Source organism: Chryseobacterium cucumeris, assembly GCF_016775705.1.
GTDB lineage: Bacteria > Bacteroidota > Bacteroidia > Flavobacteriales > Weeksellaceae > Chryseobacterium > Chryseobacterium cupriresistens.
Genome location: NZ_CP068760.1, coordinates 329,215 through 349,470 on the forward strand (window position 1 = coordinate 329,215; position 20,256 = coordinate 349,470).

At 35.1% G+C, this 20,256-nt stretch carries 16 protein-coding genes and 1 tRNA gene; 8 read left to right on the forward strand and 9 right to left on the reverse strand.

Features of this window, described 5'->3' with window-relative positions; genetic code table 11:
* Positions 1 to 28 precede the first annotated feature (28 nt).
* Complete coding sequence (gap, locus tag JNG87_RS01550; RefSeq protein ID WP_110008110.1) at positions 29 to 1,033, forward strand: type I glyceraldehyde-3-phosphate dehydrogenase; 1,005 nt, start codon at positions 29 to 31, stop codon at positions 1,031 to 1,033.
* A 121-nt stretch (positions 1,034 to 1,154) separates the two neighbouring features.
* On the opposite strand, the gene JNG87_RS01555 is transcribed toward gap, so the two are convergent.
* The gene (locus tag JNG87_RS01555; RefSeq protein ID WP_202841322.1) at positions 1,155 to 2,564 is read right to left on the reverse strand and encodes a hypothetical protein; all 1,410 of its coding nucleotides are present in this window, start codon (positions 2,562 to 2,564) and stop codon (positions 1,155 to 1,157) included.
* A gap of 201 nt (positions 2,565 to 2,765) precedes the next feature.
* Here JNG87_RS01555 and JNG87_RS01560 point away from each other — a divergent pair, with 201 nt between their 5' ends.
* Both JNG87_RS01560 and recA read left to right on the forward strand, forming a co-directional pair.
* Entirely contained in the window at positions 2,766 to 3,956 is a 1,191-nt protein-coding gene (locus JNG87_RS01560; protein ID WP_238349651.1) for an oxygenase MpaB family protein, read from the forward strand.
* A 473-nt stretch (positions 3,957 to 4,429) separates the two neighbouring features.
* A complete protein-coding gene (gene recA, locus JNG87_RS01565; protein ID WP_062676286.1) occupies positions 4,430 to 5,431 on the forward strand; it encodes a recombinase RecA in 1,002 nt (333 codons plus the stop codon).
* Positions 5,432 to 5,699: 268 nt separating this feature from the next.
* Here the strand turns inward: recA and JNG87_RS01570 are convergent, their stop codons facing one another.
* Positions 5,700 to 7,133, reverse strand: coding sequence for a hypothetical protein (locus JNG87_RS01570; protein ID WP_202841323.1), 1,434 nt, complete (start codon positions 7,131 to 7,133; stop codon positions 5,700 to 5,702).
* 141 nt (positions 7,134 to 7,274) lie between these two features.
* Entirely contained in the window at positions 7,275 to 10,169 is a 2,895-nt protein-coding gene (locus JNG87_RS01575; protein ID WP_202841325.1) for an alpha/beta hydrolase family protein, read from the reverse strand.
* Positions 10,170 to 10,321: 152 nt separating this feature from the next.
* On the opposite strand from JNG87_RS01575, the gene htpG reads away from it, so the two are divergent.
* Positions 10,322 to 12,214, forward strand: coding sequence for a molecular chaperone HtpG (gene htpG, locus JNG87_RS01580; RefSeq protein WP_202844160.1), 1,893 nt, complete (start codon positions 10,322 to 10,324; stop codon positions 12,212 to 12,214).
* A gap of 284 nt (positions 12,215 to 12,498) precedes the next feature.
* Entirely contained in the window at positions 12,499 to 12,885 is a 387-nt protein-coding gene (locus tag JNG87_RS01585) for a helix-turn-helix transcriptional regulator (RefSeq protein WP_110008116.1), read from the forward strand.
* A gap of 284 nt (positions 12,886 to 13,169) precedes the next feature.
* On the opposite strand, the gene JNG87_RS01590 is transcribed toward JNG87_RS01585, so the two are convergent.
* Positions 13,170 to 13,466, reverse strand: coding sequence for an MGMT family protein (locus JNG87_RS01590; protein ID WP_110008117.1), 297 nt, complete (start codon positions 13,464 to 13,466; stop codon positions 13,170 to 13,172).
* Positions 13,467 to 13,554: 88 nt separating this feature from the next.
* Between JNG87_RS01590 and JNG87_RS01595 the strand changes: the two genes are divergently transcribed.
* Positions 13,555 to 13,701 carry a hypothetical protein gene (locus JNG87_RS01595; protein ID WP_202841328.1) on the forward strand — a complete coding sequence of 49 codons (147 nt, stop codon included), beginning with the start codon at positions 13,555 to 13,557 and terminating at the stop codon, positions 13,699 to 13,701.
* Between the two features lie 461 nt (positions 13,702 to 14,162).
* Here the strand turns inward: JNG87_RS01595 and JNG87_RS01600 are convergent, their stop codons facing one another.
* The 5 genes from JNG87_RS01600 to JNG87_RS01620 all read right to left on the reverse strand — a co-directional run bounded on the left by JNG87_RS01600 (position 14,163) and on the right by JNG87_RS01620 (position 18,393).
* Positions 14,163 to 15,137 carry a deoxyhypusine synthase family protein gene (locus JNG87_RS01600; protein WP_002976594.1) on the reverse strand — a complete coding sequence of 325 codons (975 nt, stop codon included), beginning with the start codon at positions 15,135 to 15,137 and terminating at the stop codon, positions 14,163 to 14,165.
* Positions 15,138 to 15,576: 439 nt separating this feature from the next.
* Complete coding sequence (locus JNG87_RS01605; protein WP_202841330.1) at positions 15,577 to 15,957, reverse strand: GreA/GreB family elongation factor; 381 nt, start codon at positions 15,955 to 15,957, stop codon at positions 15,577 to 15,579.
* 294 nt (positions 15,958 to 16,251) lie between these two features.
* Positions 16,252 to 16,893 carry a hypothetical protein gene (locus JNG87_RS01610; RefSeq protein ID WP_202841331.1) on the reverse strand — a complete coding sequence of 214 codons (642 nt, stop codon included), beginning with the start codon at positions 16,891 to 16,893 and terminating at the stop codon, positions 16,252 to 16,254.
* A gap of 48 nt (positions 16,894 to 16,941) precedes the next feature.
* Positions 16,942 to 17,334, reverse strand: a complete 393-nt coding sequence (gene arfB / locus JNG87_RS01615) for an alternative ribosome rescue aminoacyl-tRNA hydrolase ArfB (protein WP_202841332.1) — start codon at positions 17,332 to 17,334, stop codon at positions 16,942 to 16,944.
* 30 nt (positions 17,335 to 17,364) lie between these two features.
* A complete protein-coding gene (locus JNG87_RS01620; RefSeq protein WP_202841333.1) occupies positions 17,365 to 18,393 on the reverse strand; it encodes an AMP-binding protein in 1,029 nt (342 codons plus the stop codon).
* Positions 18,394 to 18,493: 100 nt separating this feature from the next.
* On the opposite strand from JNG87_RS01620, the gene JNG87_RS01625 reads away from it, so the two are divergent.
* Both JNG87_RS01625 and JNG87_RS01630 read left to right on the forward strand, forming a co-directional pair.
* Positions 18,494 to 18,564: transfer RNA gene (locus JNG87_RS01625), tRNA-Gln, on the forward strand.
* Between the two features lie 90 nt (positions 18,565 to 18,654).
* Positions 18,655 to 20,190: a T9SS type A sorting domain-containing protein gene (locus tag JNG87_RS01630; protein WP_202841334.1), complete on the forward strand. Its 1,536-nt coding sequence runs from the start codon at positions 18,655 to 18,657 to the stop codon at positions 20,188 to 20,190.
* Positions 20,191 to 20,256 lie beyond the last annotated feature (66 nt).

Sequence of the window (20,256 nt, forward strand, 5' to 3'; positions counted from 1 at the left end):
TTTTATAATCTAATAAAAACAAACTATTATGTCAACAATTAAAGTAGGTATCAACGGTTTTGGTAGAATTGGACGTCTTGTTTTCAGAGCAATGACTGAAAGAGACAACATTGAAGTTGTAGGAATCAATGACCTAATCAATGCAGAATACATGGCTTACATGTTAAAATATGACTCTGTACATGGTATTTTCCCAGGTGAAGTTTCTGTAGAAGGAAATGATCTTGTAGTAAACGGGAAAAAAATCAGAGTAACTGCTGAAAAAGATCCAAGTAACCTAAAATGGAACGAAATCGGTGCAGATTACGTAGTAGAATCTACCGGTTTATTCCTTGATAAAGACAGCGCTGCAAAACACCTTGCTGCAGGTGCTAAGAAAGTAATCCTTTCTGCTCCTTCTAAAGATGACACCCCAATGTTCGTAATGGGGGTAAACCACAAAGAGCTTACTGATGATATCAAAATCTTATCAAATGCTTCTTGTACTACAAACTGTTTAGCTCCTTTAGCTAAAGTAATCCACGATAACTTCGGAATCGTAGAAGGTTTGATGACTACTGTACACGCTACAACAGCTACTCAGAAAACTGTTGACGGTCCTTCAATGAAAGACTGGAGAGGTGGTAGAGCTGCTCTGAATAACATCATCCCTTCTTCTACTGGTGCTGCTAAAGCAGTAGGAAAAGTAATCCCTTCACTAAACGGAAAATTAACAGGTATGTCTTTCAGAGTACCAACTGTTGACGTTTCTGTAGTAGATTTAACAGTGAGAATTGAAAAAGCGGCTTCTTATGAAGAAATCTGTTCAGTTATCAAAGCTGCTTCTGAAGGTGAATTGAAAGGTATCCTAGGATATACTGAAGATGCAGTAGTATCTCAGGACTTCGTAGGAGATAAGAGAACTTCTATCTTCGACAAAGATGCTGGTATCATGCTTTCTCCTAACTTCGTGAAACTTGTTTCCTGGTATGACAACGAAATGGGTTACTCTAACAAGTTAGTAGATATGCTTGTACACGCTGCTTCTTTATAATCAATAATGAGCGATAAGCAATAAGTAATATAAAACCTTCCCGATGGGAAGGTTTTTTTATAAATACTATATTTGTCATTTAGTACTTTTCCTTTCCAATTGTTTAAAAGTTTGTTGAGATTTATTTTTTTGTATTGTCATTGCCATTAGAAAATAAATTATAAGTTACAGCAAAGAAAATAGCTGGTTTATACATTTCAGAATAGGAAACATCTAAATAATTAGGATTAATAAAATTATCATTAGCATCTAAATTATTTCTATTAAGTTTTTTTACATTTACAAAAGAAAGGCCTCCTGTAAAAACAAGTCTGTTCTTTTCTAAAAATGCAACAGAAGGTCCAGCATAAAAATTGAGTTTAGCATCCGTATTAATACTAATTCCCGATGAAATACCAAACATTGCCGTTTTTCCAAAATCCCAAAATACATGAGCTAAAACTCCAACTGCATGTGTAATACTATTTTTTTCATTTTCGTAAACACCACTACTTTTACCATCACTACTATATTTTAAAAGATAATTATCATCTCCTATAAAACTTAACATATAACCAGTACTGAAATTAACTTTTACTCCACCAAATGTTGTAATTTTTATAGGCTCAAATTTCTCTAACTCTTTATTATCTTTTCCTAAAAGAACAGGAGTTATCACTATTTCATCATCTGTTAATTGAGTTGCCTTAGTAAATGTAACGAAATCATCATTTTTTATAGTTTCATATGTTTTTCTCCCCACAAACGCTTTATTTATTATTTCATTTTTTTTCTTTTCTTCATTAACTATATCGATAATATTTTTTGCAGAGTTCATTTCTTCTTCAAACATAACATTAGTAGAACTTACCTTTACATCATTAATTTTTGCTTTAGAACCATTAACACTAATTGTACCTAACAAAGAAATATTATCGGTTCTTGAATTAACATCTTTATAAAGTTTTTTCAATTCCAAATATGATTTCTGTAATTCCAATATGTCTTTTTCTATAGGAGTATCTATTTCATATGTGTTTTCATATATTTCTTTTGCAAGAGCTTTAACTGAATCAACATTCTTTATAAAGTTATTATCTCCAAGTAATTCAACCAAAATATTATTTAGATTTGCTTTTCTCTCTATATTGGATGCTTTTTCTATTAAAACCTGATATTCAGCAATAAAATCTTCCTTAGGATTAAAAGAACTTGAAGCAGGATTTCTTCCTTTATTCTTATTTTCTTCACTTTTCTCTTCATTTCCTATAAAACTATCACTTATCGACTTTGGAATTTCAAATTGAAAATTTTCACCTTTAGCTTCTATATTACTACCTATTACTTTTAAAGGATTAACATTACTAATAACAAATTTTATAGTACTTCCTTTTTTTAATTTAAATCCAGCAGGATAATTATCCTTATTAAACGGTTTAATAAATATTTCTAGAGAATTTCCATTTTTTTCGGTAGAAGAAACCGAACAATTTTGTCCAAAAGCCATCCCCACCCAACCGAGCAGAAACAGTAATACAATTTTTGTTTTCATGATTATATATTTTTTAGATTAACCCTTTAGTTATTAATTTTATATAAAGCTACAATGGCTTATTATGATCTGAAATAACCCAAAAGGGTAATTTTTAAGCTTAAAAAATCGAAATCAAAAAGAATTTTTAATTGATGCCGCTTCCTGACAAATCTCACCAAAATATTTCAGCATAAAACTTGTATTTTTATAGGGAAAGGAATGAACATGATACAACCCCGTTTTAAAGACGCTCCCCATTTCAGGAAATTTTGGGAACATGGCAACGGAAAGCAGCTTATAGAATTTTCCGGGGCAGAAGTGAGTTTTGAAAAATTTGAAAAATTTGCTCCCTATTTTCATCATACGGATGAGATCGGTGACGAGGTGGTAAAAGATATTTATTTCACTAAAAAATTTCATGAGGCTTCCAGGGAAATTGAACTTTACATCAGAAATGGAGTTTCAGAAACTGATGATGTTCCTGAAAGTATAAAAAAAATGTTCAGCCAAACTCAAAAAGTTCCGGACTGGCTGGATTATAACCTGCTCAAAAGCGGAGCTGAACTCTGCATGAGAAGCAATCTTGATTCATTAATTTCATTAAGGGATTACTGTCTGATTGGTGGTTATGATTATGCCTACCTCAACAAACCTTTAATTGTTACAGAAGCTTTGAAGAAAGGAGCTGTGAAAAGGCTTTCTGAAACATTGGACTTTTGGGTGAATGCTACCCGGTACAACGCATTGGAAATCCATGCAAAAGGATATGAATTTGCCATAAAAACCCGTTTGATTCATTCTTACGCAAGGCTTTCCATTAAAAAACATTATAAAGACTGGAACACTGAAAATTGGGGAGAGCCTATCAATTCATGGGACATGATGGCAACGTATATCGGGTTTAGTCTGGTATTCCTTCATAGTCTTAAAAAGCTGGGAAATCGTTTTTCTGTTGAAGAAGAACAGGGAATTTTCCATCTTTGGAAATACGTGGGTTACCTTTTGGGAATTCCGGAACAGCTTCTTCCTGATGATAAGAAACAGGCAACGGAATATTTTTATTTATGGACTTCCGTTCAGCCCCCTTCGGATAAAGATTCTGTTCTTCTGGCTCATTCTCTTTTGGATGAATCATTGGAAAATCCTATTTTAAAATTTGAGTTCCAGAGAAAAAATTTAAGATATCTGCACATCTGCTGTACCTGGTTTCTTTTAGATGACGAAGTGTGTAAAAGATTACAAATTCCGGAAGTTCCTTACAGAAACCTGTTTCCAAAATCGAAAATACTTTTCAACACAATTTATGACAGCCTTGTAAGCCGTAATGCCAGAATACAAAGAGGAAACAAAGATCAGATGAAAGTGCTGGAAGATTATCTTGCCATCACTAAAAATTCAAATTTCCATTAAAATTAATTGTTGGAACTCGCAAAAGCGCAAAAATTTCAAGACATTGCAAAAGTTTTTTAGGACGCAAGAAAAATCGAAGATTTTCAGCACGGAATATATAATTTCAAGGAAAATTCTTGCAATCAACCAGATGATACAGGTTTTCATTAATATCTGCGTTATCTGCAAAATCAGCGTGGGGTAAAAAATACATATACTACTCAATTTTATCGGAGATAAAATCCTTGCGCCTTAAAGCATAATCTATATTAAAAGAATGGCGCCTTTGCAATTTCCAGCAAAAAAACTCATCTTAATAAAGTAATAAGCATAAAAAAAATACTTTAGATACAGCATTCCGCATCTGCTTCGTTATGAATGAGATCAGTAATAAAATTTTATCATTTTTTAACTCTTAAAACAGCTTTCAGAAACAAATAATATTAGCTTTTGATCTATAAATTATGTATTTTTGAGAAATTATTTTAATAGAGATGAGTAACATTGATGATAAGAAAAAAGCACTCGCTTTAGTGCTTGACAAGCTAGATAAAACATATGGGAAGGGAACGGTAATGACTTTAGGTGATGAATCTATAGACAATACCATAGAAGTAATTCCTTCCGGTTCTTTAGGTTTGGATATTGCCCTAGGTATAGGCGGATATCCAAAAGGAAGAATCATTGAAATATATGGTCCTGAATCTTCAGGTAAAACAACGTTGACCCTTCACGCTATTGCTGAGGCTCAAAAAGCAGGTGGTATTGCAGCATTCATTGATGCAGAGCACGCTTTCGACAGAACGTATGCTGCGAAATTAGGAATTGATCTTGAAAACCTGATCATTTCTCAGCCGGACAACGGTGAGCAGGCTTTAGAAATTGCAGATAATTTGATCCGTTCAGGAGCTATTGATATCGTTGTTATTGACTCTGTGGCAGCTCTTACTCCAAAAGCAGAAATCGAAGGTGAAATGGGAGATTCCAAAATGGGTCTTCATGCAAGATTAATGTCTCAGGCATTAAGAAAGCTTACCGCTACGATTTCAAGAACAAAATGTACCGTGATTTTCATCAACCAGTTGAGAGAAAAGATCGGTGTCATGTTCGGGAACCCTGAAACCACTACCGGAGGTAATGCACTGAAGTTTTACGCTTCTGTAAGAATTGATATCAGAAAAGCAAGTGCTCCTATCAAACAAGGTGATGAAGCAATCGGTAGCCGTGTGAAAGTGAAGATTGTGAAAAACAAAGTAGCACCTCCATTCAAGCAGGCAGAATTCGACATCATGTATGGTGAAGGTGTTTCTAAAGTAGGAGAAATTCTTGATACCGCTGTAGATATGGGAATTGTGAAGAAAAGCGGATCATGGTTCAGCTACGAAGAGACTAAATTGGGTCAGGGACGTGATGCTGTAAAAGATGTTTTAAGAGATAATCCGGATCTTGCTGAAGAATTGGAAGCTAAGATTAAGGAAGAAATGAAAAACAAATAATTTTTCAGAAAATATAGAAAAGGCAGTCTTCGGATTGCCTTTTTCTGTTTTTAAAGTAAAGATTTTTCTAACGCAAAGGTTTCATCTGTATGCTGTAATATTTTTAAGGGAGCAAAGAGCTGAATCAATTTCATTGATTCTTACTAAGCAAATGCATCATTTACCACAAAGCTCCATCAACGATGCGTTTAAATAAATGAAGGGTCAGAAAATAAAAAAGAGGTCATTCCGTAGAACAACCTCTTTGAGATTTTATATTTTTTAAAAATTATTCAGCAATTTTACCCTGCAGCTGAAGTGCTCCGGTCACTTTCATTCCTTTTGTAAGCGTTTCCATTCTCATGTTCTCTTTGTTCACAAAAGCATCAATGGTGAAGAAATCTTCATTCTCTTCATTCGTGATCAATTTCAACTTCAAAATATATCCTTTAACACTTCTATCTTCAAGCAATTCTGTTTCTTTAAAGTCTACTACCTGACCAATAAAATCGAAACATGCATAATTAGGCAAGTCCTGACTTGGTGCATAGGTAGTAAAATCCTCACTCATTTTGGTTCCATCCGGTAAATCAGTATTGGTTTGAACATCAAGGATGAAAACAATTCCGCTGACATTCACCTTCAGATGAGGCTGAGTCATGTAGGTATTTCTGTTTTCAGCATAATCTGTTGCAAAAAACCAAACACCAAAAGTATCTCTGGCAGGTCCTGCTACAATTGCCTGTAAATTCAATGCATTTTCCCATTCTCTGATTGATCTGGTTTCAAAATCCAGAGTATAATCCGTTTTTACTTCCGGAATTATAGTACTCAATTCATCTGTAACAATGGTTTTAAATCTTACATCCTCAAATTCAGTTTTATTTCTGGCCTCTCCTGTCGGATCAGAAACAGTGGACTGCATTAAAACTGCGCTAAGATACTGCCCGTAATCTTTAGTCTGAAAGTTCTGATGTCCAAAAACGCCACTCCATGTATTCACAAGATTATGAACATTGGATTTTCTGATAATTATCCCAGCTTCATTAGTGGTTTCAGGAGCCGCAATCCCTACTGTATTCTGGAAATAATTTTGTCCCTCAATCAACTGATGGTTCATGATCGCATTATTTTCTTCATGAGAAAACTCTGCAAAACCTTTATACGTAATATTTTGGTTTTCGAAAATATAAGGCAATCCTGTTTTCTTCTTTTCATCACCGGCAAAGTGATAAGCAAGTGAAATTCCCTTAAATTCCCCTTCCTGAATAGCCGGAGTGTGATTATTGTTATGATCAAACTGAGAATGATATAGTATCATATAAGATTTAATCTTCCCTTCCTGAAGCTCACTTTCAAACTTTTCTTCCATCTGTGCAATCGCCTGTTGTGGAGAAAGCGCATAAGCATCTTCAGTAACCATATACGCAAACCCCTCTACCTCACCATTTTCTTTTTCAAAAGCAGAAAGCGGTGTATACTCACCTCTTAGCTGAAGGGCTATAGAATACACGATATAATCATTATAGATCCTGATTTTTTCATATTCTTCATTTACTTTTGGTTCTTCTACCGGCTGTGAAGGGATTTCCGGTATTGTTTCCACAACTTCTTCCACCACTTCCTCTACTATTTTTTCTTCCGGCATTTCCATTTCATGAACCGGAGTACTTACATTTTCCTGACTGTTATTTTTCTTCTTAAAAAAATCAAAGATTCCCATACTGTTATTTATAATTGGCGGTAAATATAATAAAAGTGCTCAACAGACCCATCATAAAAAAAATGCCATTGTGTCAGTGTGCTCTTTATTGCTTTTATAATGAAAAATTCCGGCGGAGCCTTTGGCTCCGCCGGAATTCTGTTAATTAGGTTTATCATCTGTCAGTTCAAATCCCCAATCCTTTCCTTTTTGGGTTGCCGGGATTCCTTTTGTCATCCAGACCGGAGCTTTAGCACCTTTAAGATAATAATCAAAAAACTGCTGTTCGCGGATTTGAATATCTTTTCTGTTCTGACGTTTCATAAGGTTATGGTCATCACCATTATAATTCAGAAGCCATACCGGTTTTCCAAGACGGCGTAATGCTGTAAACATTTCAATCCCCTGATACCATGGCACAGCTCCATCTTTATCATTACTCATAATAACCACCGGAGTCTGTACTTTATCAATGGTAAAAAGCGGTGAATTTTTAATATAAAGATCCGGTGCTTCCCATAAGTTTTTCCCTAATCTGCTTTGTGATTTCTCATACTGGAACTGTCTGTTCATTCCTGAAGTCCATCGGATTCCTCCATAGGCAGAGGTCATGTTGACAACGGGTGCTCCACTCCATGCAGCTGCATACATATTGGTATGAGCAATAAGATAAGCAACCTGATAACCTCCCCAGCTTTGTCCCTGAATTCCTATTTTTGAACCATCTACCCATGCATTTTGCTTTAACTTTTCAACTCCGGAATTAATGTATTCCATGGCAGATTCTCCCGGGAAACCATCTGTATAAGAAATATCAGGAGTGAAAACCAGATATCCGTTGCTTACAAAATAAGAAATATTTAATCTTGAAGGCGTTGGAGCTGGTGCAACATAACGGTTTAAATTGTCTGACAGTTTTTCGTAGAAATAAACAATCATCGGATATTTTTTATTCGGATCAAAGTTTTCCGGTTTGTATAACACTCCTGTAGAAGTATTTCCTTTTGGTGTTGTCCAGTTTACCAATTCGTTTGTTCCCCAGTTATATTGATTTTGCTGAGGATTGGTATTGCTCAGTTTTTGTTGTTCTGAAAAATCTGATGTTGCAAAAATATTGGGAGAATCCGTGTATGATTCTTTTACCAGAATATATTCCTCAGCTTTTTTTGCTTTTTGAAGGGTTCTGTATCCCCATACATTTTCCATCTGAATCTTTACCGGATCAGCGTTTGACTGAACAGATGTTTTAAAAATTCCGTTGGCCTTGGATGTATTATCAAATGCGGATAAATAAATGACTGATTTTCTGTTTAAGCTTTTAATATCCTTATCCAGATCATAGGTATCAAATGTTATTTTATGCTTACGTCCATATCCATTGGTCATATTTCTTGGCTTTTTTGCACTGTTCAGGAAAAATTCCCAAAGATCGTAGCGGTCTCTGATAATTACAGATTCATCATTATCGGTCCAGGATGCTATCCCGTAAGAATTTGGAAAATCCGGCATATCAAATTCTTCATCAACGAAGGAAACAGGTAGACCTGTATTCAATGGCAGGGTTTGTTTTGTCTTCACATTATAGCTCAGCCATTTCCCTTTTTCTCTGTCAAAGATCACAACAAATTTTCCCAGCGGAGATACAGCCGCTGCTCCATTGAGGTTTTTAATAATTTCGGTTCTCTCTCCTGTTTTATTGTCAATCAGAAAATAGGTCTTCTTTGTTGCCCCTTCCCATTGTGAAGAAATCCGGTTATTGATACTGGTAATTCCCAGCGCAAATTCTGCATTTCCTTCGTTCACCAGTCGTAAAGTATCCAAATCTTCTCCGTCAATATTGGTGAAGAAATCCGGTTTTTCCGTTTGCATAACTGCAGCGTAGGATTTTTTCAGATCATTTTTCAACTCTTTTAGCTGTACCGTTTGCAGATAATCGTCCTTATAATTCCAGATATCCACAACGGCATGATCATTTGCAATCATGGCAGTATCTTTTGCAATTGGCTTCGGAGCAACACCGAAATACAACTGTTTCCCATTTTTACTGAACAGCGGCAACCGGTTTTCGGAAATTACCCAGTTTCTCTTCATCTGTGCATTCTCATTGGTAACAATTGCTTTTTTGTTTCCTTTAAAATTAAAGTAATATAGCTGATACAACTTCACCAGATCATTCTGTGCAGAAGAAGTTCCTACATAAGCCAGCTGATTTCCTTCTTCGTCAAAAGACAATTGTGAAAAGTCTCCCTCCATTTCAGAAATTGTATTGACGGTTCCTTTTTGCAGATCAACTACCTGCACAGTTTGCAATGCATATTTCTTGGGTTTTGACTTGTCTGTATCTTTTTTATCCGAAGATTTTTCATCTGTTGAATCCTTTCCTTCTTTTTTATCTTTCTTTTCATCCGGCTTCTTGGTTACAAAAACAAGCTGCTTCCCGTTTTTACTGAACTCGTAGCGTATGACATTATCATATGTTGTACTTTTTCCATCCAAAAGGTTTTTCACCACCAGCTGTAATGGTTTTACATTTTTTTCTTCCTCTTTATTTTCTTCCCCGTCTTCTTTGTCGGAAGCATCATCAGAAGATTTATCTTTTATATTTTCCAGAAGATAAGCAACGTAAGAACCTGCTTTTTCGGGAATTTTAAATGATTTTACATTCGGAATTTTCTCTGTTTTATCATTAAAAAAATCAACAATGGCAAGGCTGTCTTTTGTTAATTTATTTTTCTTCAGTTTTTTATCTTTTACCGCTTTTATATCTTTATACTGCGGTCGGATCTGAAAAACAGCAAACCTGGAATCATTGGTAAAATCCACTTTTGCCGCTCTTGCAAACTTCTTTGTTGTCTTATTTTTAACGGAATATAAAGAAAGGTCAGAATTTCCTTCCTGAGCATCTACCGAATAGGCAATCCACTTTCCATCATTTGAGATTTTTCTTGATCCGATATTTTGCCAGCTGTCGTAAACAGAATGGTCTAAAGGCTTCTTCTGCCCATATACCCAGAAGGTCATGATGAGCAGCATAAAAACTGTACATTTCAACTTCATTTTTAAAAATATTTTAAGATTTAAAAGTAAGGCATTTCTTTGACAAATCCATATAACAAGATCTTTTCAGTTTGAAAAAATGACATTCTGTCACTTTCTCCTGCATGGTATTTTTTTTGAGAAAGAATTTTAAATTAAAAATCTAAAATATGATGACTAAAGGAAATATTAATGTATCTGTGGAAAACATTTTCCCGCTTATTAAAAAATTTCTTTACAGTGACCACGAAATATTCTTGAGAGAATTGATCTCCAATGCAACGGATGCTACTTTAAAATTAAAACACCTGACAAGCATTGGTGAGGCAAAAGTGGAATATGGAAATCCAAAACTTGAAGTTAAAATTGATAAAGACCAGAAAACATTACGCATCATCGACCAGGGAATTGGTATGACCGGCGAAGAAGTTGAAAAATATATCAACCAGGTTGCTTTTTCAGGCGCTGAAGAGTTTTTGGAAAAATATAAGGATTCTGCAAAAGATTCCGGGATTATCGGACATTTCGGTCTTGGATTTTACTCTGCTTTCATGGTGGCTGAAAAGGTGGAAATCCTTACAAAATCTTATAAAGATGAGCCGGCAGTACGTTGGATCTGTGACGGAAGCCCGGAATTCACGCTTGAAGAAACTACTGATAAAACAGACAGAGGAACGGAAATCATCCTCCATATTGCTGAAGATTCCGTAGAGTTTCTGGAAGAAGGAAAAATCCGTGAACTGCTATTAAAGTATAACAAATTTATGCCTGTTCCGATTAAATTCGGGACAAAAACACATACACTTCCTTTACCGGAAGATGCTCCTGAGGATGCCGTAGCTGAAACAGAAGAGGTAGACAATATCATCAACAATCCGGTTCCGGCATGGACCATCGCTCCAAGTGAACTGACCAACGAGGATTATATGAAGTTCTATCATGAACTGTACCCAATGCAGTTTGAAGAACCGTTATTCAACATCCACCTGAATGTTGATTATCCTTTCAACCTTACCGGAATTTTATTTTTCCCGAAATTGAGCAATAATCTGAATATTGATAAAGATAAAATTCAGTTATATCAAAACCAGGTATTTGTAACGGATGAAGTAAAAGGGATTGTTCCAGACTTCCTGATGTTGCTGAGAGGTGTAATTGATTCTCCGGATATCCCATTGAACGTTTCCCGTTCTTATCTTCAGGCAGACGGTGCTGTAAAGAAAATTTCATCTTACATCACGAAAAAAGTTGCCGACAAAATGGCTTCTTTAATCAACGAAAACCGTGAAGATTATGAAAAAAAATGGAATGATATCAAGGTTGTAATCGAATACGGAATCATTACAGAAGAAAAATTTGCTGAAAAAGCAGACAAATTCACTTTATATCCTACAACAGACGGTAAATATTTCCTTTGGGATGAACTGGTAGAGAAAATCAAGCCAATACAAACTGATAAAGACAACAAACTGGTTATCCTGTATGCTACCAATGCTGATGAGCAGCACAGCTACATCCAGTCTGCAAAAGATAAAGGATATGAAGTTCTGCTATTGGATTCTCCTATCATTTCACACGTGATCCAGAAACTGGAAACTTCAAAAGAAAATATTTCATTTGCGAGAGTAGATGCCGATCATGTTAATAACCTTATCAAAAAAGATGAACCGGTAATTTCAAAACTGAATGAAACCGAAAAAGAATCTTTGAAAAAGAATGTAGAAGAGGCGATAAAGGATTCTAAATTTACGGTACAGCTTGAAGATCTTGACAGCAGTGATGCTCCGTTCACGATTACCCAGCCTGAATTCATGAGAAGAATGAAGGAAATGCAGGCTACAGGCGGAGGCGGTATGTTCGGAATGGGAGGTTTCCCGGAGATGTATAATCTTGTGGTGAACTCCAACAGTGAGCTTTCCAGCCAGATCTTAAAGACTGAGAATGCTGAAGAAAAAGAAAGCTTAATCAAATATGCTCTTGATCTTGCCAAGCTTTCACAAAACTTACTGAAAGGAAAAGACCTGACAGATTTTATACAGAGAAGCTATAAGCAGCTTGAAAAATAATTTACAAGAGACTGTTTCATTTTGAAGCAGTCTTTTTTGTTTAAAAAGTATAAATTGTAAATAGATAATCCAAACCTTACAGTTTTTAGAAACCTGTAAGGTTTAAATCTTTCTCTTATCAGAAGTTATTCTGAAAGAAAATTTTCAACAATTAAATCAGATAACCCTTCTGTTTTTAAATTTAGTTTCATTTTATCTTTAATTTTATTCTTTAGCACCTATTTTTTTCTACTTTTTATTGTATAGCTTCTCCTTTTTTGCCATTTTTGTATAAAATGTCGGTCATGCAAAAAGAAAAATTACGTCTCATCAGAAAGCAAAAAGGTTATACTCAACAACAGGTAGCTGATTTTATCGCAACAGATGTATCTAATTACAGCAGAAAAGAAAGCGGTGATGTGAGGATCGTAAAAGATGAGTGGGATAAACTTGCCCGTTTTCTGGATGTACCCATTGAGGACATTTATGAAGAAGAGGAAGCTACAGTAGTTGTTAATAATGATCATCCTGTATTTAATGATAGATCTGCAGGAGTTATCAGTAACCAAAATAATTATGATAATATCCCTGGCGACATCATTAAAAACCTTCAAAACTATATTGCTCTATTAAAAGAGGAGAACGAAAAGCTGAAAGAAGAACTAAAAGATCTCCCAAGAGGAAGAAAATAATACAGTTTCAAACTGTAGAAAATATTGATGTCACTTCATATTAATGTATGGAGTGACATTTTTTTACGGAGGTTTTTGAGGTGAGCGCTTTTTTAACGCCAAGGATTGATGATCCTTATGTTTTATTTCAGGAAGCGAAGAGTTGCGACTTTGTCACTGATGAAGCTTTATGATGAATGATACGTTTGCTTAGAAAGAATCAATGAAATTGATTTCTTCTTTGCTCCCTTAAAAATATTAGAGTTTATAAATAGAAACTTTGCATTAAAAGAATTCTTTGAAATTTACAATTCCTCCAACGGATCCCAGAACAGTTTTTTGAAATTCTTTATTCTGAGGTTTTCAACAATGATTCCTTCTGCTTCCAGCTTTGGCTGAAATTCGGGGACAGATAATACTCCTGAGCTTGAAATCACGCGGTGTGCAGGAACATCTTTCGGACATCCTCCCATCGCTTTTCCTACATGTCTGGAATGATTAGGATAACCAACAGCTTTTGCTATGGCGCCGTAAGTAGATACTCTTCCTTTGGGAATAAGTCTTGCCACTTCGTATACCTGTTGTTTGAAAATTTCGTCCATATCAAAATGATTATTTTAAGTCGGTTCTCTTTTTGCATCATTTTTGAACTCTTTTCATCTCAATGATGTTTCATTAAAAGATAAAGATATGAAAAAATCATTTTTCAGGCTGTTGAATGCCATTAATAAAAAAATACTTCCGAAGTTGAGTAAGAAAGATCCTAATCATCTTACTAAGATAGAAAAGGGAATTCTGGCGTATCGTTATTTTGTGCTGGTGAATTCTTTGGATTGATTTTTATTTTCCTGCAGATCGCGCAGATTTTCACAAATGTTTATGTATATTTTTGGGAAAACGCAAAGGCGCAAAATTATTTTAATACTATGTGTTGTAAGGCGCGAGGATTTTATCTCCGATAAAATTTCATACGACATAGTTTTATCTCCCGCAGATTTTGCAGATCGTAAAAATCTGTTCAATTCGTGTAATCTGTGGGAATACTTTATACTATTTTTTAGCCATTAAGAAAAATGAAGATGGGAAGAATAATTAGTTTCATCTTTGATGAAAAGTAAAGCATGCGGATAAATAAAATAGCTTTAGCTATTTCTCTTAATGCCCTTTAAAACTTAAATAATCTTAATGGTTCAAATTATTTTTAGTTTTCAAAACAATTCTATTTTTACATCCTAAAACAAAAAGCGCTTCAAATCAATTGAAGCGCTGATATTATAATCTCCAGTGAGATGTTTTTCTTAAGCGTTTTCCAAGATATAAGAGAACATCAATGGCGCACAGATAGTCGCATCACTTTCAACGATAAATTTCGGTGTAGTGATATCCAGTTTACCCCAAGTGATCTTCTCATTTGGAACTGCTCCAGAATATGAACCGTAAGAGGTAGTAGAGTCAGAAATCTGGCAGAAATAAGACCAGAAAGGAATGTCATGCATTTCCATATCCTGATACAACATCGGAACTACACAAATTGGGAAATCACCTGCAATACCTCCACCAATCTGGAAGAATCCAACTCCTTTTCCTCCTGAGTTTTTAGTATACCAGTCAGCAAGGTAAGTCATATATTCGATCCCAGATTTCATTGTCGTAGGCTTAAGCTCTCCTTTGATGCAGTAAGAAGCGAAGATGTTACCCATTGTAGAATCTTCCCATCCCGGAACTACGATTGGTAAATTAGCTTCTGCAGCAGCAATCATCCATGAGTTTTCTCTAGGAATTTCATAATACTGCTCCAATACTCCTGAAAGGATCATTTTGTACATGAATTCGTGAGGGAAATATCTTTCTCCCTTAGCTTCAGCGTCTTTCCAGATCTCTACGATATGTTTTTGTAATCTTCTGAAAGCTTCTTCTTCAGGGATACAAGTATCTGTAACTCTGTTCAGACCTCTTTCCAAAAGATCCCACTCATCCTGAGCCGTTAAATCTCTATAATGAGGAACTCTTTCATAGTGAGAGTGTGCTACAAGGTTCATTAAATCTTCTTCAAGGTTAGCCCCTGTACAAGAGATAAAATCTACTTTTCCCTGACGGATCATTTCAGCAAGAATCTTCCCTAATTCAGCAGTAGACATTGCTCCTGCCAAAGTAATCATCATTTTTCCGCCATCTTTAAGATGTGCAACATATCCTTTAGAAGCATCCACCAATGCAGCTGCGTTGAAGTGCAGGTAATACTTTTCTATGAATTCAGTTATCGGTTTGCTCATTTTTTTAATTTTTGCAAAGATAAAACTTAAAAACGGAATGCAGCGAAAGCACTTGAAGAAAGTATAACAGAGGAGTCTTTTTTTATCATTTGTTAAATTGGGAAGGTATAGGTTGGAAAATGCAAGGGCAAAGGGTTTTAAAACTTTGTGAATATTTTAAGGCCCAAGAAAATCGAAGATTTTCAGCAAGGGAAAGCATCATTTTTGCACAAATTGCACAGATTTTTATTTTATATTATCCGAAAAATCAGCATGTGATAAAAAATAAATTGTACAGTATAAAATTTTATCGAAGATAAAATCCTTGCGCCCTTAAAGTAGGAGCCATGTCAAAAAATTTGCGACTTTGCGTTTTCCAACAATAAAAATTTATAAAAAAGCGCGACCCAAATGAGCCACGCTTTCACTAACAATCAACTTAATATTATTCATCAAAGATTTATCCTTCCCAGGTTTCCACTTTCAGAATTTCGATTTTTCTTTCTCCGTCTCTGAAAGGCCAGCTGATAACATCTCCTACCTTATACCCTACTACTGCAAGAGCAATATCAGACAGAATGGAGTGTTTGTTCTTTTTAAGCTTTTGTTTTGTGGAGGGTACGAAAATGTATTCATGTTCAAAACCAAGGGTATGGTCTTTTAATGTTACTTTTCTATCAACTGTGACAATATCAGCAGGAAGATCTCTTCTCAGGACCTGTTTTGCTTTTCTGAGCTCTTCGGTCAATCTTTTTTCTTCTTCGATGCTTACTTTTTTTCTTCTCAGTGTATCTTTTATGGCATCATAAATTCCGGTGGTTACAATAATATGATTAGACATTTTCTTCAATTTTTTAATTTAAAATACAGTTGTTCTCTGACGATCCAATGTAGAAGCCAGGCGTACAACAGCCTTCTTCTATAGAAAACTGCAAAAAACAATACATAAAGTTCTAAATGAGTCCCTGCCTTGGATCCTGACAGGGCTTAGATAATGAAGTCCTTGGAACTTTTCAGAAAAGAATCTGTATGAAGATAAAGTAAAGACAGCAGCAATCCTGACCGGCGGTGTTCTGCAGATAAAAAAATTGTTGCTGTCATTATCAATTATTATTAATTCTAACAAATATACGGCTTAAAAACGGAATGTAGCGGCTGCACTTAAAGAAACTCTGTGCAAACCTTCTTTTTGATCATCATCAAATTTATAAGTCACCCCGTTATACTTCATTTTATTCAGGGTTCCGCCACTTAATCCTACTTTTGGCCCTATCATAAAATTCTTGCTTACCTGATATTGATATCCAAGATCAACTTCTGCCCCGAAAGTACTTCCTGTACCTTTTACAGATCCTGTTTTTGTAGTATAAGATAGTACTCCCAACGCCACATCTGCAAATACCTTATGTCTTGTATCCAGATGATTATTTGAAATAAGTCCGGAGAAACCGAAAAATGTAATATGATCCTTTGTCGTTACAGGAACAGATACTGGCATTCCATTTACATAACCAAGCAGAAATCCGTCGCTAGATGCACTGTAGTTGGAATATTTCACTCCGAATCCTAGACCATTTTTCACTTCATAATGGGCTGCAATATCAAAGTTCATTCCATTTTTCAGGTCTTTTACATATTCTTTTTCTTCTTTGCTAAGGCCGGGAATTGTCTTTGCAGTTCTCCATGCATATCCTATGGAAGGTCTGATAGAAAATTTCTGAGCGAAAGACATGATGGAGATTGAGAACACTCCAGCTACGATTATTTTTTTTATCATGGTTTTAAAATTTCCGGCAAAAATAAAATTTTCTACCGGAGAAACCTATTAAAACCTGAAACGTCTGCTTTCTTTTTTATCTGAAAGCTTTTTCTTATTATCCAGTCTTGTTTGTTTCTGACCTTTTGAAGGCTTGGTTGCTGTTCTTTTTTTCGGAACAATGAGTGCTTTGTTTACCATTTCAATTATTTTTTCAATGGCTTTATTTTTATTCATCAGTTGTGTTCTGCTTTCAGAAACTGAGAGGAATAAAAAACCGTCCGCATTGATCCTGTTTTTCAGTTTAAGCTGAATCAATACTTTTTCGTCTTCATTAAAAAATTCTGATGCATCTACTTTCCAAAGTACGGTAACGGCAGTCTCCACTTTATTGACGTTTTGTCCTCCTGCACCGCTGCTGCGGGAAGTTTTGAAACTGAGTTCTTTTGAAAAATCTTTCATTTTTTTAAGATTTTGAGATACCGGAATCAACTAGAGATCTCCAGTTAAATTTTTATACAATTCCAATCTGTTTACCTTCCCGTTGGGAGTTCTCGGAATTTCTCTGATGAAAATAATGTCTTTCGGCCTGTGGAATTTTTTTTCAAATGGTATTTCTGAAACTTTCCTTTTTACCTCATCAGATTCATTTCCTTCTATAATCAATATCAATTTCTGGCCCAAACTTTCATCCGGCAACCCTGCAAATATGGCCTCATTTGGGAGTTCTTTTTTTACCAGGGCTTCCAGGGCTTCAGGAAAAATTTTTGCTCCTCCGGAATTAATCACATTATCAATTCTTCCAAGGAATTTAAACTGTTTTTTACTCTTAATCTCAACTAAATCATTAGTTTGCAACTCTGAAGCATTTACATTGGGAGCAAAGATCTTCAGACAACCTCTGTCATCTAAAGAAATGGACACATTTTCAAAAACGGTAAAATACTCTTCCTGTTCCGGCATTAATTGTTTCAATCCGATATGAGAAAGGGTCTCAGACATTCCATAGGTTTCAAAAATACGGTTTGAAGGACTAAGGTTCATATGCCGGATTTTATTTTTCAGACTTTCTGAAACGGCAGCACCACCAATGATCAGGTTTTTAATCAGATGAAGCTTTTCCAGTGAGTTTTCTACCTGAAGAGGCGTCATGGCACAAAAATCTACTTCTTCATTCAGATTTTCAAGAGGCTTTAAAGAAGGATCAGTAACTTTTAATTGTAATTTTCTTTCTATAGAACGGACAACCATCATTTTTCCGGAAATGTATTCTACAGGCAGGCAAAGTAATGCCGTATCGCCTTCTTTTAATCCTAAAAAATTACAGGTCATCACTGCTGAATTGACCATTTTCTTTTTTTCAATTTCAAAGATTTTGGGTACTCCGGTAGAACCCGAAGTCTGGACATTTACTCCTGTTTTTTTTGAAAACCATTCTTCCAGAAAATCTTTTACTTTCTTTTCAAATTCTGCAGAGAATGATAATTGATTAATATTGAGATTATTGAAGTCTATCAGCATGTTTTCCGTAAATAAATTCTACAGTAAATTTAAAAAAAAATTCAAAAAGTTCTTGTATATAAAGAAAAAAGCTGTAAATTTGCACCACTAAAACAAACAGAGACTCATGGTGTAGCGGTAACACTACTGATTTTGGTTCAGTCATCTGGGGTTCGAATCCCTGTGAGTCTACAAACCATCCTTTTTTAAGGATGGTTTTTGTTTTTATTATCATCTTTTATTTCTGAGTGAAATCAGAATAAACAATTTAAAACTATAGCTATGAAAAAACACTATTTCTTATTATTTTCTATTTTCACCATTTTTTTGAATGCGCAAAGCTTCAGTTTGGACACTACTTTTGGAAATGGCGGATATTGCATGTATGATAATTTCAGAGAAACATCAGATGTGGTGATACTTCCGGATGGCCAATTCATTACTGCAACTTCCACAGGCTCTATCACCATAAGAAAGGTAAACCAAAGCGGAATTCTTGATAGCTCCTTCGGAGAAAAGGATTATGATATGGGCAGCAATTCATTGGATAAAAGCGAATCTATCAAAAAAATTATTTTAAATAATAATAAAATATTGATTTATGGAAGGGTAAATGCTACTCCAACCCACAGCTTATATGATTGGTTTTTAACCAGAATTAACCTGGACGGATCTCTGGACACCAGCTTTGGCACCAATGGTTTTACCACTCAATCTGTAAGTCAAAACGGTACAGCAGATGATTTTGCAGTAGATCAGAATGGAAACAGTTACCTTCTTATTTCCAACATGGGTTCTTATATGGTAAAAGTAGATTCCAACGGAGTCATTGATAACAATTTCGGAACCAATGGAAAATTATTGCTTAATACATTTTATCCCAAAAAGTTTTATATTCAGAATGATGGGAAACTGGTAATGGCGGGAACCAAAACCAATACATTAACCTACACAGAAGATTCTTATATCGAAAGAAGACTGCCTGACGGCACGTACGATTCTACATTTGGTACTAATGGTTCTGTTTTTATTCCTAATACGCAAGGTTCTGTTGCCAGAAATTTTGAATATAATTATACTGATAATTCTATTTTATTACTGCATAGTAAAAATACGATATATGGGGGGACTTTCTTTTTATCTAAAATTCAAATTTCAGATGGCGCCTCTGTTTCCGGATTTTCCAATAATGGAAGAACACCTGATTATAGCTTTACCACTGCAAAGCAATTGTCATTGGGCCAGATTACCGTATTGCCCAATTCAAAAATAATAGTGACAGGAGGTATAACGAATATGTATAATGGTACCCCGAATCTTATTGCACAATTATTTGTAACAAGACTGAATGCTAACGGAACTGTAGATTATACTACATCAACTGCGGGCTTTCAATATTTTATGGCCGCACCTCCGACTACATCGCTAAGAGCTGACTATATTAAAAAGTTATTTAATTTAAATGACGGCTCACTTGTTCTTGCTTATTCCGGCGGCAGTGTAACACATGGCTCCAAATCTTTTCTGACAAAGTTTAACAGTGGTTTCCTTGGGGTGGATGATATTTCTGCAAAAGATCATAATACTTTTACCCTTCATCCTAATCCGGCCAGGGATCATATTACCATACAATATAAAAAAGAGGGTAATAAAAGTTTTGAGTACAGTATTGTTGATATGTCCGGGAAAAAAATTCAGAGCGGTTCTTCAATATTCAATGAACAAATCAATATTCAGAAATTAGAAAAAGGGAATTACATTATTCAGTTTGAGACTAAAAAAAGAGACAGACAATCGTTAAAATTAATAAAGAAATAAAAGCAGATGTTTGCCTTACTTAGTACGAATTTTGGAAGTGGATTCTGGACCTTTACTCTATTTTTA

Bases quoted from the DNA above. Each gene is read 5' to 3' on its own strand.
- arfB (WP_202841332.1), bottom strand. From the start codon at position 17,334: ATGAAAGATTTTTCAAAAGAACTCAGTTTCAAAACTTCCCGCAGCAGC.
- JNG87_RS01575 (WP_202841325.1), bottom strand. From the start codon at position 10,169: ATGAAGTTGAAATGTACAGTTTTTATGCTGCTCATCATGACCTTCTGG.
- JNG87_RS01630 (WP_202841334.1), top strand. From the start codon at position 18,655: ATGAAAAAACACTATTTCTTATTATTTTCTATTTTCACCATTTTTTTG.
- JNG87_RS01590 (WP_110008117.1), bottom strand. From the start codon at position 13,466: ATGGACGAAATTTTCAAACAACAGGTATACGAAGTGGCAAGACTTATT.
- gap (WP_110008110.1), top strand. From the start codon at position 29: ATGTCAACAATTAAAGTAGGTATCAACGGTTTTGGTAGAATTGGACGT.
- JNG87_RS01595 (WP_202841328.1), top strand. From the start codon at position 13,555: ATGAAAAAATCATTTTTCAGGCTGTTGAATGCCATTAATAAAAAAATA.
- JNG87_RS01570 (WP_202841323.1), bottom strand. From the start codon at position 7,133: ATGGGAATCTTTGATTTTTTTAAGAAGAAAAATAACAGTCAGGAAAAT.
- recA (WP_062676286.1), top strand. From the start codon at position 4,430: ATGAGTAACATTGATGATAAGAAAAAAGCACTCGCTTTAGTGCTTGAC.
- JNG87_RS01600 (WP_002976594.1), bottom strand. From the start codon at position 15,137: ATGAGCAAACCGATAACTGAATTCATAGAAAAGTATTACCTGCACTTC.
- JNG87_RS01620 (WP_202841333.1), bottom strand. From the start codon at position 18,393: ATGCTGATAGACTTCAATAATCTCAATATTAATCAATTATCATTCTCT.
- JNG87_RS01555 (WP_202841322.1), bottom strand. From the start codon at position 2,564: ATGAAAACAAAAATTGTATTACTGTTTCTGCTCGGTTGGGTGGGGATG.
- JNG87_RS01605 (WP_202841330.1), bottom strand. From the start codon at position 15,957: ATGTCTAATCATATTATTGTAACCACCGGAATTTATGATGCCATAAAA.
- htpG (WP_202844160.1), top strand. From the start codon at position 10,322: ATGACTAAAGGAAATATTAATGTATCTGTGGAAAACATTTTCCCGCTT.
- JNG87_RS01585 (WP_110008116.1), top strand. From the start codon at position 12,499: ATGCAAAAAGAAAAATTACGTCTCATCAGAAAGCAAAAAGGTTATACT.
- JNG87_RS01560 (WP_238349651.1), top strand. From the start codon at position 2,766: ATGAACATGATACAACCCCGTTTTAAAGACGCTCCCCATTTCAGGAAA.
- JNG87_RS01610 (WP_202841331.1), bottom strand. From the start codon at position 16,893: ATGATAAAAAAAATAATCGTAGCTGGAGTGTTCTCAATCTCCATCATG.